Source organism: Castellaniella sp. GW247-6E4, assembly GCF_040276065.1.
Classification (GTDB): Bacteria; Pseudomonadota; Gammaproteobacteria; order Burkholderiales; family Burkholderiaceae_B; genus Castellaniella.
Window position 1 is genome coordinate 89,384 of sequence record NZ_JBELOI010000005.1, and the last position, 16,418, is coordinate 105,801.

A 16,418-nucleotide genomic window follows, 5' to 3' on the forward strand; every position below is an offset into this window, starting at 1 on the left:
GTGGCCGGAGGCGTGGCGGTTCGGCGGAAAGCATGCCGTATTGTTGACGACTCATTCATGCTTGGCAATCAAGGCATAGAAAAATCCGTCGCCCGGCTCGTCGCCGGGGCCGGGGCTGGGCAGCGGCAGGATCTGGCCGGGTGCCGGCAGGCGCCTGGCGTCAGGGTGGCGTTCGATGAATGCGCGCGCCTGATCCTCGCATTCGAGCGGGAAGATCGAGCAGGTGGCATACAGCAGGTGTCCGCCCGGCCGCAGGAGCGGCCAGAGGGCGTCGGCGATGCGTGCCTGCAGCCTTGCCGTGCGCGGCAAGTCGTCCGCGCGCCGCAGCCAGCGGATGTCGGGGTGGCGGCGCACGACCCCCGAGCCTGTGCAGGGCACGTCGGCGAGGATGGCATCGAAGGCCTGTCCGTCCCACCAGGCGGCCGGATCGGCGGCGTCGGCGCAGCGCAGTGCGACGTGCGGCCCCGACAGGCCCAGGCGCTCCAGGTTCTGGGCGACCCGCGCAAGTCGTTGTTTGTCGCTGTCGATCGCCGTCAGCCGCAAGGCATGACGCTCGAGCATGTGGGCGGTCTTGCCCCCGGGCGCGGCGCAGGCATCCAGCACGCGCATGCCGTCGGCCAGGGGCAGCAGGCGTGCTGCCCGCTGCGCGGACAGGTCCTGGACCGACCACAGGCCCTCGGCGTGGCCCGGAAGCTCGTGCACCGGGCGCGCTTGCGGCAGCAGCAGGCCGTCCTCGCCCGCAAGTCGGCTGATGATGCCCGCGGCGGCGAAGCGCTCATGTAGCTGCGCGGGCGTTGCGCGCCGGATGTTGGCGCGCAGAAACAGCGGGCCGGGCCGATCGGCGGCCGCCAGCAGGGATTCCCAGTGCGTCGGCCAGGCCGTGCGCACGGCATCCACCCACCACGCGGGATGATTCCATCGGGCCTCTGGGTCGCGGGCCACGTGCTCGAGCAATACCGCGCGTTCGCGGGCATAGCGGCGCAGAACGGCGTTGATCAGACCCTTGAAGGGTTTGCAGCGCTTGTCGCGCCCAGCGGCGGCGACGGCCTGGTGCACGACCGTGTGCGGGGCATAGGCTGGGACGTGCGTGGCCCGGTCCTGCGGCGGCTCGAGGCTGGCGTCCATCAGGCACAGGCCTAGCAGCAGCAAGGCGTGTGCGAGCGGATCGGTGGGTGCGCGCGACAGCATGTGTCGCTGCAGGGCGCGCGCCAGGCCGAGGCGGCGCATGACGTGAAAGGACAGGGCTTGGGCGGCGGGCCGCTGGGTGGCGGGCACGCGTGCGAGGCTGTCCGACAGGGATTGGCCGGCGAGCACGGCGCGGATGGCGTGTGCGGCCGCGAGCATCTGTTCCGACAGGGTGGGAGGATGGGGATTGGACACGGAGAGGTGGCGTGGAGAAGGCGCTTCCAGGGGACTTTAGCACCGATTCGCTAAAATGCAGGGTTTGGGATCCTCTGGGCGGATCAGTGCACCGCATGCCGCCCGATTTGCGTAGGGGATTCTTGGCGGGCGCAAGGCCCAGAGAGGTTTTCATGAGTGCTTCCCCTCGAGTCGGATTCGTCAGCCTGGGCTGTCCCAAGGCCCTGGTGGATTCCGAGAGAATTCTGACCCAGCTGCGCACCGAGGGCTACGAGATCAGCCCCGATTACGAGGGCGCCGACGTGGTGGTGGTCAATACCTGTGGCTTCATCGACAGCGCCAAGGCGGAATCGCTCGATGCCATCGGCGAGGCTATTGTCGAGAACGGCAAGGTCATCGTCACCGGCTGCCTGGGCGTCGAGGCCGATATGATCCGCAACGTCCATCCAGCCGTGCTGGCCGTCACCGGCCCCCAGCAGTACGAGCAGGTCGTGCGCGCGGTGCACGAGGCCGCGCCGCCCACGGTCGTCCACGATCCCTACGTGGATCTGGTGCCGCCGCAGGGCATACGCCTGACGCCGCGCCACTATGCCTACTTGAAGATCTCTGAGGGCTGCAACCATAATTGCAGCTTTTGCATCATTCCGTCCATGCGCGGTCGCCTGGTCAGCCGGCCGATCGGCGACGTGTTGGGTGAGGCCCGGCGCCTGGTCGACGCGGGGGTGAAGGAACTGCTGGTCATCTCGCAGGACACCAGCGCCTACGGGGTGGACATCAAGTACCGCACGGGGTTCTGGGATGGGCGCCCGGTCAAGACCCAGCTTACGGCGCTGGCGCGCGCGCTGGGCGATTTCGGGGTCTGGGTGCGGATGCATTACGTCTACCCGTATCCACACGTCGACGAGCTGATTCCGCTGATGGCCGAGGGGCGTATCCTGCCGTATCTCGACATTCCGTTCCAGCACGCCAGCCCGCGCGTCCTGCGGGCCATGAAACGCCCCGCCTTCGAGGACCGTACCCTGGCGCGCATCCGGCGGTGGCGCGAGATCTGTCCGGACCTGACCCTGCGTTCGACCTTCATCGTCGGTTTTCCCGGCGAGACCGAGGAGGATTTCCAATACCTGCTCGATTGGATGGGCGAGGCGCAGCTCGACCGCGTGGGCTGCTTCCAGTATTCGCCGGTCGAGGGCGCGCGCGCCAACGAATTGCCCGATGCCGTGCCCGACGAGCTCAAGGCCGAGCGCTGGGAGCGCTTCATGGCGCATCAGCAGGTCATTTCCACGCGGCGCCTGGCGGGAAAGATCGGCCGCACCCTGACGGTGCTGGTCGACGAGGCGGATGGCGAGGGTGGTGCGACGGGGCGCTCCATGGCCGATGCACCCGAGATCGACGGCAGCGTGCTGTTGCGCGATGCGCCCGGTGTGGCACCCGGCGACCTAGTCCGGGTCCGTATCGAGGACGCCGACGAGTACGATCTGTACGGGGTGCCTGCCGCGTGATTAACCAAACAGCTCGCTAGCTTTTTCCGCTGTCGGGCTTGCGCGGCACGACCCGGGGCGGGGCTTTGCCAGGCTCCAGCGGCCTGGCGCGCTTGAAGGTCGTGACGGGCAGGTCGCCGAACACGCCGCGCCGCGCCGCGGCGCGCCAGGCGTGGCCGTAGGCGACCTCCAGGCTCAGGTGGATGGTGCCGTCCGCGTGGCGCCGGCGTTCGAGCGCGTGGAGCAGCCGCCCGCGCCATTGGCGTCCGGCGGCCCCGGCGCGGCGTTCCGGGTGCGGGTTTCCGCCCAGGCTGCGGACGTCCTCCAGCAGCTTTTCGGCGCTCCGGTAGGTCAGCGTGATGATCTCCTGGTCCATCACCGGGTCGGCGAATCCCACCTGGATCATCAGATCCCCGAAGTCGTGCATGTCGACGAATTCCATGGGACGCGTGCCCAGGCCGGCCTCTTGTGCGGCTTCGCGCAGCTCTTTGAAAGTGCCCGGCCCCAGGCTGGAATACATGGCCAGGCCATCGATCCTCAAAATCCGGCGCCATTCCTGCAACACCAAGTGCGGCTCGGGATGCCAGTGCAGGGCGAGGTTGGACCAGACGAGGTCCAGGCCCTCGTCGGGCAGACTGGTCTCGGCCAGATCCGCTTGGATGAAGCTGGGCGCCGGCGTCGGTTTGTTGCGCAGCTTGTGCCAGAACCCGGGCTTGGTCGCGTAGCGCGCCCGGGCCGCGTCCAGCAGAGCTCCGCAGGCGTCCAGCCCGATGTAGCGCTGGTCGGGATAGCGTGCGCGCAGGGGGTCGAGCGCGTGGGCCGCACCGCAGCCGGCATCCAGGATGTCCTTGGGCTGGATGCGGATATAGCTCAGGCGCTGGAGCATGCGCTGGGCGATTTCCCCGTACAGGAACTGCGCCGCGTCCAGTGGACTGCGTCGGGCGAACTGCCGGATGACGACGTTGGGATCGATGGGCAGGCGGGGAAGCTGTGACATGTTGGATCAAGAGGGCTTTCCGCGTCCCGGCTGCCTGTGTTCAGATGTCCGGATTCATCGCGGGGAGGTGACATTATGCTGGATACGGCCCGCTGGCGCGAACGCCTGCGCGGCATCAGGCCGCGCTCGCTGTCGGCGCGGGTACCCGCCGATTGCCCCCGTTGCGGCGCCCGCGCCCGCGGCGGCCGGCCCTGCCCCGCGTGTCTGCCGGCCCCGATCCCGACTGGGGATGGGCGGCGTTGCCCGGTATGCGCGCGGCGTCTGGCGGACGCCGCCTGTGGGGACTGTGCGCGCCGCCCGCCAGCCTTCGACCGGGTGGTGGCAGCCTTCGATTATGAGGCTGCGGGCCGGGATCTGATTCTGCTGTACAAGGCGCGGCGACGGTTCGAGCTGTCCGGCGCACTGGCCGATCTGCTAGCCCTGGCCGCCGGGGCGGCGGATCCACCCCTGCCTGGGTCTACAATCCTGGTGCCGGTGCCCTCTCGGCGCGAGGCGATCCTGCGCCGGGGGTTCAATCCGGCGGCCGAGTTGGCGCGTGCCCTGTCGGCGCGCTTGGGGCTGCGCTGCGAGCCCGGAATGCTGCGGCGGACGGACGGGGGTGCCAAGCAGGCCTTGCTGGGCCGTGCGGCGCGTCGCGTGGCCCAGCGGGATGCCTACTATTGCGGACCGGTGCCTGGCGGTTGTCACGTCGCTGTGGTCGATGATGTCCTCACCACAGGCAGCACGCTGGACGGGATCGCACGCGCCCTGAAGGCGTCCGGCGCGACGGTCGTCACCGGACTGGTGCTCGCGCGCGCCGTGCCGGATGCGGCGCGGTCGCCGGCGCGCAACAATTGATCTGGAGATCATATGGTCAAGTCGCTAGCCGCGGCCGCGGGTTTGATACTATCGTTCATGCTCCCTGCCGCCTTCTCGTCGGAAGCTGCCATGAATCAATACCCCCTGCATGCAGCCGCCCGGCAAAATGATGCCCGGCACATCGAGCAACTGCTCTCGTCCGGTGTCGATGTCGATGCGCGGGATCACTCGGGATCAACCGCCCTGCTGGTTGCCGCCAGAGCCAACTCGATTGACGCCGCCAAGGCACTCATCCAGGCCGGTGCGGATGTGAACGCAAAGGATCACATCCAAGACAGCGCATACCTCTATTCAGGCGCCAGAGGCCATCTGGATATTCTGAAAATGACCCTCTCGCACGGCGCCGATCTCAAAAGCACGAATCGATACGGCGGAACCGCCCTGATTCCAGCCGCCGAGCGTGGGCATGTCGAGGCGGTGCGTATGCTCGTAGAGGCCGGCGTTGACGTCGATCACGTCAATAATCTGGGCTGGACGGCACTGCTTGAGGCGATCATCCTGGGCGACGGGGGCGAACGGCACCGACGAATCGTCGACATTTTGCTCAAGGCGGGCGCCAACCCCGACTTGGCCGACGATGGCGGGGTCACTCCTCTCGAGCACGCCAGGCAACGCGGCTTTGGCGAGATCGAGCGTTTATTGGTCGCGGCCCACGTCGGGTCGGGTGTTAAAAAGGACTGATTTCCGGTATCCGGATATGCGTTGTCCACGCAATACGGGTTGTCTGGATAGGGCGCGGCGCAACCCGGCCCGCAGTCCACGCTTGCGCCGATGAGGATGGTTTTCATTGACAGGCAGGGTGCGCCGTTCATGTTTCATATCGTTCTGGTCGAGCCGGAAATTCCGCCTAACACGGGTAATGTGATCCGTCTCGCGGCCAATACCGGGGCGTTCCTGCACTTGGTGCGCCCCCTGGGTTTCGCGCTGGACGACGCGCGGATGCGGCGCGCCGGGCTGGATTATCACGAGTGGGCCCGGATGCGGGTGCACGACGGCCTAGGGGCCGCTCTCGAGGTCATTGGCGGGGATCCGGCGCGCCGTTTCGCCCTGACGACGCACGGGGCGACGCTGATCGGCGAGCAGCCCTTGCGGGTGGGCGATGTGTTCGTGTTCGGCCGTGAGACTGCCGGATTGTCGGAGGCGCAGATGGCCTTCTTCCCCCGGGGCCAGCGCATCCGCCTGCCGATGCAGCCCGGGCAGCGCAGCCTGAATCTGTCGAATGCGGTGGCGGTGACGGTGTTCGAGGCGTGGCGCCAGGCGGGATATGCCGGCGGGACTTAGGTCTGGCCGGGCGGCGTATGAGCGCCCGCGAGCGGCAGGGGCTTATTCCGGGCGTGGATCGCGCGAGAGCAGGGCCGCCACGGCCTCGCGCGGCGCCAGCCCGTCGAACAATACGTGGCATACAGCCTCGGTGATCGGCAGGTCGATCACCTGCCGGCGGCCCAGTGCCAGCGCTGCGCGTGCGCAGCGCACGCCCTCGGCCGTCATGCCGCCCGCCAGGATGTCCTCCAGGCACCGGCCCTCGCCGATGGCGATGCCCACCTGCCGGTTGCGCGAGAGCTCGCCGGTGGCCGTCAGGACCAGGTCGCCCAGCCCCGCCAGCCCCGAAAAGGTATCGGCCCGGCCGCCCAGGGCGATGCCCAGGCGCTGGATCTCGGCCAGGCCGCGCGTGATCAGGGCGGCGCGCGCGTTGGTGCCCAGGCGCAGGCCGTCTGAAATCCCGCAGGCGATCGCCATGACGTTTTTCAGGGCGCCGCCGACCTCGACCCCGACGATGTCGCGTGTGGTGTAGATGCGCGCCTGGGTGCCGTGGTAGACCGCCTGGCCCACCGCCCCGGTGTCCGGCTGGCCGGCGGCCAGGGTGAGGGCGACGGGCAGGCCGTGGGCGACTTCACGCGCGAACGATGGTCCGGACAGCACGCCCGCATGCAGCCAGGGCCGACGGGGCAGATGCGCGGCGATGATCTGGTGGGGCAATTGCAGCGTGTCGGGATCGATGCCCTTGCAGGTCCAGAGCAGGTGCAGCGGCCCCGCGCGCCGCGTGGGCAGGTCCTGTGCCAGGCGTGCACAGATGTCCGCCAGGCCGGCCATGGGCACCCCCAGGACGATCAGGGAGGCGGTGGGCGCGTCGAGGACGTGGCCCATGGCCTCGCCGAAGTCGGCGGTGGCGCGCAGGGCTTGCGGCAGGGTGATGTCCGACAGATGGCGTGGGTTGCGCCGATGGCGGGCGATCGCATCGGCGACCTCGGGCGCCCGCGCCCATAACACGGTATCGGCCTGAGCGCTGGCGAGCGCCGCCAGGGCGGTGCCCCAGGCGCCGGCGCCCAGCACGCTGACGTGGACCCGGGGCATGGCGGACGCCTCAGTTGCGCGCGCCAGGGGGCAGAATCAGGCCCGAGTCCTGGCTATCGGCGGCTGGTTCGCCGGCGGCCTGCGCCAGGCGCTGCTCGTACAGGGCCTGGAAGTTCATCTCGGCCAGGTGCAGCGGCGGCATCGAGGTGCGCGTGATCGCGTCGGCGACGTTGGCACGCAAGTACGGGTACAACATGGTGGGGCAGACGATCCCCAGCAAGGGGTCGAGTTGTTCGGTCGGAATATTTGAAGCTTCGAAAATACCGGCCTGGCTCAGTTCGACCAGATACAGGACTTTGTCGCCGATGCGGGTGGTGATGGTGGCCGTGACCACTGATTCGAAGACGGTTTCCGCCAGGCGCTGGCCGCCGACCTGGATCGACACCTCGACGGTCGGCCCCTCTTGTTCGAGGAAGATGGCCGGCGCGTTGGGCATTTCGAGCGACAAATCCTTGACATAGGTGCGCTGCAGACCAAAGCTTGGGGCTTGGCCGTCCTTGTTCTCGCTGTTTTCAGACATGGGGTTTCCTGTGTGGAGTGGGGGTTCAGGCGGGCTGCAGCAAGGGCAGCAGGCCGTCGGCGCGGTCCAGGGCCGCCAGGTCGTCGTAGCCGCCGATGTGGCGGTCGTCGATGTATATCTGGGGCACGGTGCGCCGGCCGGTACGTTCCATCATCACGGCCCGTTGGGAGGGATCGCGATCGACATGGATCTTGTGGATGTCCGCGACGCCGCGCTGCCTCAGCAGCGCCTCGGCGCGGATGCAATAAGGGCATACTGCGGTGCAGTACAGGGTGACCTTGGCCATGGGGTGATCCTCGGGGGCGTCAGGATTTCTTGAGCGGCATGCCGGCCTGGACCCAGCCGTCCAGGCCGCCGTCCAACGAGGATACCCGATCGAAGCCGTGCTTGCGCAGGCTGGCGAGCGCGCGCTGGGCATCCCGGCCGTGGCTGTCGACGAGGATCAGGGGCTTGTCCTTGGGCAGGCTGCCGACGTGCGACTCGAGGTCCGCCATGGGGACGTTGCGTGATTGGGGGATGCTGCCGGCCTTGAATTGCTCAGCGGGGCGCACGTCGATGAACTGGCCGTGTTCCCGGTTGATTTGCTGGACGGCGTCGTTGAGCGCGATGCGCCCGCCCGGCCGGCCGCGAGAGAGGCTGGGCCAAAGCAGCATGCCGCCGGACACCAAGGCGATGAGCAGTATCCAGAGGTTGTTCTGGTTGAGTAAAAAATCCACAGTCGATCCTGTAACAAGGGTCAAAACAAATTGTATGCCGGAGGATTATAAAATGGACGGCAGTTTTCAACTTTCGGAGCCCGTTCGGGATTGTTCGGACATGCATAAACTCGTACTCATGCGCCACGGCGAGAGCCAGTGGAATCTCGAAAACCGTTTCACCGGCTGGACCGATGTGGACCTGACCCAGACCGGCCGCGAGCAGGCGCGCCGGGCGGGCGAGCTGCTGCGCGCCAGCGGCTATGAATTCGATCTGGCGTTCTCGTCGGTCCTCAAGCGTGCGATCCGCACGCTCTGGATCGCGCTGGATGCCATGGATGCGATGCATACGCCCATCGGCTTGAACTGGCGCTTGAACGAGCGTCACTATGGTGCCTTGCAGGGCCTGAACAAGGCGGAAACGGCCGCGCGCTATGGCGAGGAGCAGGTGCTGTTGTGGCGCCGCGCCTACGCCATCGCCCCCGAGCCCCTGGCGCTCGATGATCCGCGCCATCCGCGCTTCGATGCGCGCTATGGGCGCATTCCCGCCGAGCAACTGCCGGCCACCGAATGCCTGCGCGACACCGTGGAGCGCGTCGTGCCGTTCTGGAACGACTCCATCGCGCCGGCGATCCGCGCGGGGCGCCGGGTGCTGGTCTCGGCGCACGGCAACAGTCTGCGGGCGCTGATCAAGCACCTGGAGGAGGTGTCGGACGAAGACATCATTGGGCTGAACATCCCCACCGGTCAACCGCTGGTCTACGAGCTGGACAATGAACTGCGTCCCCTGCGCCGCGACTACCTGGGCGATGCTGCACAGATCGAGGCGGCGATGCAGGCCGTCGCCAACCAGGGCAAGGCGGCCAAGGGTTGATATGCGTTTCGCGTGCCTGGGGGCCGCCTTGTGTCTCGCCGCGGTCGCGGCGCAGGCCCAGACGCCCCTGGCCGATCGCCAGGCGGCGGCGCATAAGGATCGCGCCGCCCTGCGCGAGCAAATCGACGTCCTGCGGCGGCGCATCGAGGACACCGCGTCCTCGCAGCGCGATGCCGGTCAGGCCCTGAAGGATTCCGAGCAGGCGATCTCGGACATCAGCCGCCGGCTCGACGAGCTCGACCGGCGTCGCGGTGCCCTGGCCGGAAATTTGCGCGAACTCGAAACCGCCACGGCCGGGCAGACCGCCGAGCTCGAGCGCCAGCGCGAGGCGCTGGCCCGACAACTGCGGGCGCAGTATTCCAGCGGTTTGTCGCCCTGGACGGCCTTGCTGTCGGGCGAGGACCCGCAGCGCATCGGCCGCGAGTTGGCCTATCTGGCCTATATTTCCAAGGCGCGGGCGCAGGCCTTGGACGATCTGCGCCGCAGTCTCGATCGGCTCGCCGGCCTGCAGGCGCAGACGGATTCCCGCCGCGCCGAGCTCGAAACCTTGCTGGCCGAGACCGCGCAACAGAAAAAGGCGCTGGAGGAGCAACAGGGCGAGCGGCAGCAGACCTTGCGGCGCGTCCAGGCCGAGTTGCAGGCCCAACGAGGCCAGGCGCGCGAGCTCGAGGTGCGCGATGCGCGTCTGGGCGAATTGATCAAGGGCCTGGACGTCGAAATCGCCAAGGCCGAGGCGCGGCGCCAGGCCGCGCTGCGCGCCGAGGCCGCGCGCAAGGCCCAAGAGGCCGCCGAGCGTGCCCGACAGGTGCGCGAGCAGGCCGAGCGCGACCTGCGCGAAGCCAAGGAGCGCGCAGCACAGACTCAAGCACAGGAGCAGGCGCAGGCACAGGCACAGGCACAGGCACAGGCCGAGCGTGACAGGCAGGCCGCCCGGCAGGCCGATGAGGGTCGGCAGGCGGCTGCGGCGCGCGGGGGTGAATCCGCCGTGGAGGCGCCGGCCGAGGGGTTTCCCGGCCTGAGCAAGGGCCTGCCTTATCCGGTCAAGGGCGAGGTTCAGGGGCGTTTTGGCGCCGAACGGCCTGATGGCGGCGTGTGGCGCGGCATCGTGCTGCGCGCCGATCCGGGCACCGAGGTGCACGCCGTCGCGGCGGGTCGGGTGGTTTACGCCCATTGGCTCAGCGGCTTTGGCAATCTCCTGATCATCGATCACGGCCGCAAATACCTCAGCGTCTACGCGTATAACCAGAGCCTGCTGCGCCAGGTTGGGGATATTGTGGGACGAGGGGACGTCGTGGCCCGGGTCGGCGCGACCGGCGGCCAAGTCGAACCGGGACTGTATTTTGAATTGCGCCATGAGGGGGCGCCGATCAATCCGCAATTGTGGCTGGGCCGGTAGCCGCGCGCGAGGTCGCGGGGCCCGCCATTCGTTTCGCCGCACCGGTAATTTCGTTACTATCTAGTCTCTGCCCGGGCGCGTGAATCCCGGCGCTTCTGGACACCATCGGGAACGTGCATGAGCACTCGCAAAGTCAGGTCATTGAGCTGGATCGTCGTCGGGTTTGTGGGGGGCATCCTCGTCAGCCTGGGAATCAGTGTGGCCGCCCAGCGCGGCGAGCCCCTGCCGCTCAAAGGCTTGCAGCAGTTCGCCAACGTGTTCGGAGCCATCAAGTCCAGCTACGTCGAGCCGGTCTCCGACCAGCAACTGATCGACGATGCGATCCGGGGGCTGTTCGCCGATCTGGACCCGCACTCGGTCTACCTGGACGAAGAAGGCTACAAGCAGATGCAGGACATCACCCGGGGCGGCTTCGGCGGCCTGGGGATCGAGATCGGCACCGAGGACGGCATGCCCAAGGTCATCGCGCCCATCGAGGACACGCCCGCTGCGCGCGCCGGTATCCTGACGGGCGATCTCATCACGCGGATCAACGATGAACCCACCAAGGGCATGAGCCTCAACGACGCGGTCAAGAAAATGCGCGGCGACCCCGGCACGCCGATCGACTTGACGATCCAGCGCGCCGGCAGTCCGAAACCCCTCAAATTCCACATCGTGCGCGAGATGATCAAGACGCGCAGCGTGCGTGGCAAGATGCTGCCGGGCGACATCGCCTACGTGCGTATCAGCCAGTTCCAGGATCGCACCACCAGTGACCTCGTGCGCATGCTCGGCAGCCTGTCACCCAAGTCGGCGCCCAAGGGCGTGATTCTCGACTTGCGCAACGACCCGGGTGGCCTGCTCGATGGCGCCATCGGCGTGTCCTCGGTCTTCCTCGAGCCTGGCAAGCTCGTGGTCTCGACCAAAGGCCGCATTCCTTCCTCGAACGAAGAGTTCTACGCCCGGCGCCTGACCAGCGAGCACGGCTTTGGCCTGGCGGGCGGCGTCGGCCAGCCGCCCGCGTGGGCACGCACGGTGCCCCTGGTGGTGCTGGTCAATGTTGGCTCGGCCTCGGCCTCCGAGATCGTCGCCGGCGCCCTGCAGGACCACAAGCGGGCGCAGATCCTCGGCAACAGGACCTTCGGCAAGGGCTCGGTGCAGTCCGTGTTGCAGCTCAGCGAGGATACCGGCATCAAGCTCACCACGGCACGCTACTACACACCCAGCGGACGCTCGATCCAGCTCACCGGCGTCGTACCGGACCACGCGGTCGATGACAGCGCAGCGGGCAATCTGTTCCAGTTGCAGCGTGAGGTCGACTTGCAGCACCACCTCGAGAACCAGGCCGACGCCAAGCGAACTGTCGGCGAGGGCGAGGAGGAGGACGATTTCGTCCAGGGCGAAATCAAGATGTTCGAATTCGGCGGCGACGACGATTGGCAATTGCGCCAGGCGGTCAACGCCTTGCAGGGACGGCCCATTCTCAAATCCGATCCGGCGCAGGTTCGCGAGGCCAAGGCCAAGGCCACAGCCCGTGATGGATCGGCGGATGCCGCTGCGACTGCGCCGTCGGCTGAAAAAAAAACGCTGAATGATCCGGGCACGGCCGTCGAGCGCTATCGCGTGACGCCGCAGGGGTTGATCAGGATGCCGTGATGAGGGATCCGCAACCCATGGGCGATGCGCAGTTGATGCGCTATGCCCGGCACATCCTGCTCGATGAGCTGGGGATCGAGGGCCAGGAGCGCCTCCTGGCTGCCAGCGTCCTGATCGTGGGCGCGGGCGGCCTGGGCTCCCCCGCGGCCGCCTACCTGGCCGCTGCGGGCGTCGGGCGTCTGGTGCTGGCCGACGACGACGTGGTCGAGCTCAGCAACCTCCAGCGCCAGATCCTGCATACCACCGCGCGGATCGGCACGGCCAAGGCAGAGTCGGGCCGTGAAGCGCTGCTGGCGATCAACCCCGAGATCGAGGTTCAGGCCCTGGTCGAGCGCCTGGACGATGCGCGCTTGCTCGAACTCGTCGGCGACGCGGATCTCGTGCTGGATTGTTGCGATAACTTTGCCACGCGCCATGCCGTCAATCGCGCCTGTGTCGCCTTACGCGTGCCGCTGGTGTCGGGGGCGGCGATCCGCTATTCGGGTCAGGTCAGCGTCTATGACTTGCGCAGGGACGATGTGCCCTGCTATCACTGCCTGTTTCCAGAGGCGGATGATGTCCAGGAACTGCGTTGCGCGACTACGGGGGTCTTGGGGCCGCTGGTGGGGATGGTGGGCAGCGTGCAGGCGGCCGAGGCCATCAAGCTGTTGGCCGGCATGGGCGAGCCCCTGGTCGGCCGCCTGTTGTCGGTCGACGCCCTGTCCATGCAGTGGCATGCGATCCGCTTCAGGCGTGACCCTGGCTGCCCGGTATGCGGCCACCGCGCCCCCATGTCAGCAGCGGACCCAGCGCGTTGACGCGCCGGTCGACATACAGGTCGCGGCCGTGGCGCAAGGTCGAGAATGGCGTGCCGGGATGGTAGAGGTAGACGGTACGCATGCCGACCTGGTGCGCGCTCTTCAGGTTGGCGAGTGTATCCTCGACCAGGATCACGCGGCGGGCGGGCACCCGCAGGCGCGCCAGGATCTGACGCATCAGCGCGAGCGAGGGCTTGGGCCGGTGGCGGCCCTGTAGCCGCATCTGCTCGATGCCCCACAGGCCATCGAATTCGTGCAGGATGCCCAGGGTTTCCAGGACTTCGCGTGCATAGTGCTCGGGCGCGTTGGTCAGCAGGATCTTGCGGCCCGGCAGGCGGCGCAGGCGCCGCGCCAGCCCGGTCTCACCATGGACCAGGGGGGCAACCTCGAAATTGTGGCTCAAGGCCAGAAAGCGATGGATGTCCACGCCATGGTGACGGACCATGCCGATCGCGGTCGCGCCGTAACGCACCCAGTATTGGTTGCGCAGTGCATCGGCCTGTTCGCGTTCCAGGCCCAGGGTCGTGGCCACGGCCTCGCCCATGTGCTGGTCAATGAGGCGAAAGATCGATCGCGAGGCGTCGTGCAGCGTGTTGTCGAGGTCGAACAGCCAGACGGTATCGTCGCGCGGGCGGGCCGCCGTGCGCGTCCGCCGCAGGGCGCTGGGGGCGCGCGGCGGACGCATCAGTGTGAGCTGATCATCGTGCCGACGCCGCGATTGGTGAGGATTTCGAGCAGTAGGCAGTGCGGCACGCGGCCGTCGATGATGTGTACGGAATTGACGCCAAAGCGCGCGGCGTCCAGCGCGGAGGAGATCTTGGGCAGCATCCCGCCCGAAAGCGTGCCATCCTTGAAAAGCTCGTCGATGGTCTGCGCCGACAGGCTGCGCAGCAACTGGCCGCTCTTGTCGAGCACGCCCGGCGTGTTGGTCAGCATGACGAGCTTTTCGGCGCCCAGCACCTCGGCCATCTTGCCGGCGACCACGTCGGCGTTGATGTTGTAGGCCTGGCCGTCCTCGCCGTAGCCGATGGACGAGATCACGGGGATGAACTGGTCGTCCTGCAGCGCCTTGACCACCGCGGGTTCGATGCGCTTGATGTCGCCCACGAATCCGATGTCCAGCCATTGCCCGGGGTGCTCGGGGTCGGGCATGAGTTTCTTGCGGGCCTCGATCAGGCAGCCGTCCTTGCCGGTCAGGCCGACCGCCTTGCCGCCGGCCTCGTTGATCATCATCACGATGTCCTGCTGGACCTGGCCGCCGAGCACCCATTCGACGACCTCCATGGTCTCGGCGTCGGTGACGCGCATGCCCTGGATGAACGTGCCTTCCTTGCCGATGCGCTTGAGGGCGCTGTTGATCTGGGGGCCGCCGCCGTGCACCACGATGGGGTTGAGGCCGACGAGCTTGAGCAGCACCACGTCGTGGGCGAAGCTGCGTTGCAGAGGCTCTTCGGTCATGGCGTTGCCGCCGTACTTGATGACGACAGTCTTGCCGTGGAAGCGGCGGATGTAGGGAAGGGCCTCGGACAGCACTTCGGCCTTCACCGCTGGAGAGTGAAGGTCGGAATCCTGCGGGTCGCTCATGATGTGAGTGCCTTTTCGACGGTGGCCATGAAGGCCTGTTCGTTGTAGTTGCCCAGATAGCGCTTGATGATGTTGCCCTGCTTGTCGATCAGGATCGCGGTGGGTGTGAGCTTGATGTCGCCAAAGGCCTTGGCGAGTTCGCCGGTCGCGTCGATCACCACCGGGAAGGGAAGCTTGCGGGTCTCGGCGAAATTGACGACGTAGTTGGGCGGGTCGTACTGCATGGCCACCGCGATGGTGTCGAAGCCGCGCGCCGAGAGTTTCTCGTAGTGGCGGATGGTGTCGGGCATCTGGGCAATGCAGGTGGTGCAGCTCGTCGCCCAGAATTTGACCAGGACGACCTTGCCGCGCAGATCCTGCGTGGTGACCGACTGGCCGTGCAGGTCGGTGAAGGTGACTTGCGGCGCGGGCTGGCCGCCGAAGCCTTGGACTTGCCACAGGACGATGCCCGCCAGGGCGGCGACGGCGACTAGGCTGAGAAGGAGTTTTTTCATTTCACGGGCATGGCTTGCACGTCTTCACCGGCCGCGGGCTGGGCTGTCGCGGGCGCGGTGGACGCGTCCTCGGTGGCTGCCGGCTGGTCGGATCCGGCCGTGATGCTGGCCTGACTGACGATTTGGAACAATTTTACGACTTTGTTGACGCCTTCGACACCCGAGGCCACCGTGGCGGCACGCTGCCCCTCGGCGTCGGTGACTTTGCCCATCAGATAGACCACGCCGCGTTCGGTCGTGATCTTGATGGTGCGCGACGGGATCTGCTCGGTGCGCACGAGCTGGGTCTTGACCTTGGAGGTCAGCCAGGTGTCGTTGGTGCGCACGGACAGCGGGGTGATGTCGCCCACGCGGATGTAGTTGTCGACGCGGGTAACCTTGGGGATGGCCTTGGCCAGCGATTCAGCATGCGCGCGGTCTGCCTCGGCCGGGACGTCGCCGACCAGCAGGAGGCGGCCGGCGTAGGCTGTGCCCAGCACCCGGGCCTTGTCGCCAAAGGCGTTGTTCATTTCGCTGGCGACACGCAGCTCGATCGTCTGGTCGTCGACTTGTTCTCCGGCCGTGCGGCGGTCGGTGGCGACGACCGCGGTGGTCGCGGCGGTGCCGCCGACCACTAGCACCCCGCATCCCGTGAGGATGCTCAGGGCGGCGATCGACAGGACCCAACGGGCGATTTGGCGGAAAGAAGGGAGGGGGACGAGGTTCATCAAAGGGTGTCTCCTAGGAGCAGGGCGTCGATGCCGTCGCACAAGGCATGCAGGAGCATGATATGGACCTCTTGGATGCGCATGGTCCGATCATGGGGTACGCAGAGATGGATATCAGTTTCGTAGAGCAGCTGGTTCACTTGGCCGCCGCCCTTGCCCGTCAGGGCGATGATCTGCATCTCGCGTTCGTGCGCCGCCTCGATGGCGCGCACGACATTGGGCGAATTGCCGCTGGTGGTGATGGCCACCAGGACGTCGCCGGGCTGGCCCAGGGCGTTGACCTGGCGCTCGAAGATGCTGTTGAAGCCATAATCGTTGCCCACCGCCGTCATGATCGAGGTGTCGGTGTTGAGTGCGATGCCCGCCAGCGGCAGGCGGTCGCGCTCGAAGCGGCCGACCAGTTCGGCAATGAAGTGCTGGGCATCCGCGGCGGAGCCGCCATTGCCGCAGGCCAGGACCCGGGCGTTGTTGGTGAGTGCCCCGAACAGCAAGTCCACACCGACCGCCAAGGCGGGTGCGAGGTCGCGGGCACTGGCCCTGAATGTATCGATCGCGTCGTCGAAATGCGACGACATCCGGGAGGTCATGTCCATGGCTGCGATTATCGCATGAGTCCATGGGACGGACAGGAGGGAAGGTAACAGTTTCCGAATCCCGGGTATTGACCCT

General features: G+C 67.2%; 19 protein-coding genes. 8 read left to right on the forward strand and 11 right to left on the reverse strand.

From position 1 onward, the window contains the following. Positions 1–51: 51 nt before the first annotated feature. Positions 52–1,380, reverse strand: coding sequence for a 16S rRNA (cytosine(967)-C(5))-methyltransferase RsmB (rsmB, locus tag ABS761_RS07880; protein WP_350407581.1), 1,329 nt, complete (start codon positions 1,378–1,380; stop codon positions 52–54). A gap of 152 nt (positions 1,381–1,532) precedes the next feature. Here rsmB and rimO point away from each other — a divergent pair, with 152 nt between their 5' ends. After that, positions 1,533–2,858 carry a 30S ribosomal protein S12 methylthiotransferase RimO gene (gene rimO, locus ABS761_RS07885; protein WP_350407582.1) on the forward strand — a complete coding sequence of 442 codons (1,326 nt, stop codon included), beginning with the start codon at positions 1,533–1,535 and terminating at the stop codon, positions 2,856–2,858. A 16-nt stretch (positions 2,859–2,874) separates the two neighbouring features. On the opposite strand, the gene ABS761_RS07890 is transcribed toward rimO, so the two are convergent. Next, a complete protein-coding gene (locus ABS761_RS07890; RefSeq protein ID WP_350407584.1) occupies positions 2,875–3,834 on the reverse strand; it encodes a methyltransferase domain-containing protein in 960 nt (319 codons plus the stop codon). Between the two features lie 75 nt (positions 3,835–3,909). Here ABS761_RS07890 and ABS761_RS07895 point away from each other — a divergent pair, with 75 nt between their 5' ends. The 3 genes from ABS761_RS07895 to ABS761_RS07905 all read left to right on the forward strand — a co-directional run bounded on the left by ABS761_RS07895 (position 3,910) and on the right by ABS761_RS07905 (position 5,973). Then, the gene (locus ABS761_RS07895) at positions 3,910–4,671 is read left to right on the forward strand and encodes a ComF family protein (protein ID WP_350407585.1); all 762 of its coding nucleotides are present in this window, start codon (positions 3,910–3,912) and stop codon (positions 4,669–4,671) included. A gap of 12 nt (positions 4,672–4,683) precedes the next feature. Further along, the gene (locus ABS761_RS07900; protein WP_350407586.1) at positions 4,684–5,373 is read left to right on the forward strand and encodes an ankyrin repeat domain-containing protein; all 690 of its coding nucleotides are present in this window, start codon (positions 4,684–4,686) and stop codon (positions 5,371–5,373) included. Between the two features lie 129 nt (positions 5,374–5,502). Next, positions 5,503–5,973: a tRNA (cytidine(34)-2'-O)-methyltransferase gene (locus ABS761_RS07905; protein WP_350407588.1), complete on the forward strand. Its 471-nt coding sequence runs from the start codon at positions 5,503–5,505 to the stop codon at positions 5,971–5,973. Between the two features lie 42 nt (positions 5,974–6,015). Here ABS761_RS07905 and ABS761_RS07910 read toward each other — a convergent pair whose 3' ends face one another. From ABS761_RS07910 to ABS761_RS07925, 4 genes are read right to left on the reverse strand one after another with little or no spacing between them, the layout of a single operon-like run. After that, a complete protein-coding gene (locus ABS761_RS07910) occupies positions 6,016–7,044 on the reverse strand; it encodes an NAD(P)H-dependent glycerol-3-phosphate dehydrogenase (protein ID WP_350407589.1) in 1,029 nt (342 codons plus the stop codon). A gap of 10 nt (positions 7,045–7,054) precedes the next feature. Further along, positions 7,055–7,564, reverse strand: coding sequence for a protein-export chaperone SecB (gene secB / locus ABS761_RS07915; protein WP_350407590.1), 510 nt, complete (start codon positions 7,562–7,564; stop codon positions 7,055–7,057). 25 nt (positions 7,565–7,589) lie between these two features. After that, positions 7,590–7,850, reverse strand: a complete 261-nt coding sequence (gene grxC, locus ABS761_RS07920; RefSeq protein WP_350407592.1) for a glutaredoxin 3 — start codon at positions 7,848–7,850, stop codon at positions 7,590–7,592. 19 nt (positions 7,851–7,869) lie between these two features. Continuing rightward, the gene (locus ABS761_RS07925; protein ID WP_350407593.1) at positions 7,870–8,280 is read right to left on the reverse strand and encodes a rhodanese-like domain-containing protein; all 411 of its coding nucleotides are present in this window, start codon (positions 8,278–8,280) and stop codon (positions 7,870–7,872) included. A 100-nt stretch (positions 8,281–8,380) separates the two neighbouring features. Between ABS761_RS07925 and gpmA the strand changes: the two genes are divergently transcribed. The 4 genes from gpmA to ABS761_RS07945 all read left to right on the forward strand — a co-directional run bounded on the left by gpmA (position 8,381) and on the right by ABS761_RS07945 (position 12,964). Next, positions 8,381–9,133: a 2,3-diphosphoglycerate-dependent phosphoglycerate mutase gene (gene gpmA / locus ABS761_RS07930; protein ID WP_350407595.1), complete on the forward strand. Its 753-nt coding sequence runs from the start codon at positions 8,381–8,383 to the stop codon at positions 9,131–9,133. A 1-nt stretch (position 9,134) separates the two neighbouring features. After that, positions 9,135–10,529: a murein hydrolase activator EnvC family protein gene (locus ABS761_RS07935; protein WP_350407596.1), complete on the forward strand. Its 1,395-nt coding sequence runs from the start codon at positions 9,135–9,137 to the stop codon at positions 10,527–10,529. 117 nt (positions 10,530–10,646) lie between these two features. Then, complete coding sequence (locus ABS761_RS07940; protein WP_350407598.1) at positions 10,647–12,167, forward strand: S41 family peptidase; 1,521 nt, start codon at positions 10,647–10,649, stop codon at positions 12,165–12,167. Between the two features lie 17 nt (positions 12,168–12,184). After that, a complete protein-coding gene (locus ABS761_RS07945) occupies positions 12,185–12,964 on the forward strand; it encodes a HesA/MoeB/ThiF family protein (RefSeq protein WP_350407776.1) in 780 nt (259 codons plus the stop codon). Here the strand turns inward: ABS761_RS07945 and ABS761_RS07950 are convergent. From ABS761_RS07950 to ABS761_RS07970, 5 genes are read right to left on the reverse strand one after another with little or no spacing between them, the layout of a single operon-like run. Next, the gene (locus ABS761_RS07950; RefSeq protein ID WP_350407599.1) at positions 12,894–13,649 is read right to left on the reverse strand and encodes a pyrimidine 5'-nucleotidase; all 756 of its coding nucleotides are present in this window, start codon (positions 13,647–13,649) and stop codon (positions 12,894–12,896) included. The two genes, ABS761_RS07945 and ABS761_RS07950, sit on opposite strands and share 71 nt — an antisense overlap. Further along, complete coding sequence (gene argB, locus ABS761_RS07955; RefSeq protein WP_350407600.1) at positions 13,649–14,548, reverse strand: acetylglutamate kinase; 900 nt, start codon at positions 14,546–14,548, stop codon at positions 13,649–13,651. The genes ABS761_RS07950 and argB overlap by 1 nt, the downstream gene beginning before the upstream one ends. Continuing rightward, positions 14,545–15,042, reverse strand: coding sequence for a peroxiredoxin family protein (locus ABS761_RS07960; protein ID WP_350407601.1), 498 nt, complete (start codon positions 15,040–15,042; stop codon positions 14,545–14,547). The genes argB and ABS761_RS07960 overlap by 4 nt, the downstream gene beginning before the upstream one ends. Continuing rightward, positions 15,039–15,749 carry a BON domain-containing protein gene (locus tag ABS761_RS07965; RefSeq protein WP_350407602.1) on the reverse strand — a complete coding sequence of 237 codons (711 nt, stop codon included), beginning with the start codon at positions 15,747–15,749 and terminating at the stop codon, positions 15,039–15,041. Before ABS761_RS07965 ends, ABS761_RS07960 begins: the two co-directional genes overlap by 4 nt. Then, positions 15,749–16,342 (reverse strand): phosphoheptose isomerase, encoded by a 594-nt coding sequence (locus ABS761_RS07970; protein WP_350407603.1) that lies wholly within the window; start codon positions 16,340–16,342, stop codon positions 15,749–15,751. The genes ABS761_RS07965 and ABS761_RS07970 overlap by 1 nt, the downstream gene beginning before the upstream one ends. Positions 16,343–16,418 lie beyond the last annotated feature (76 nt).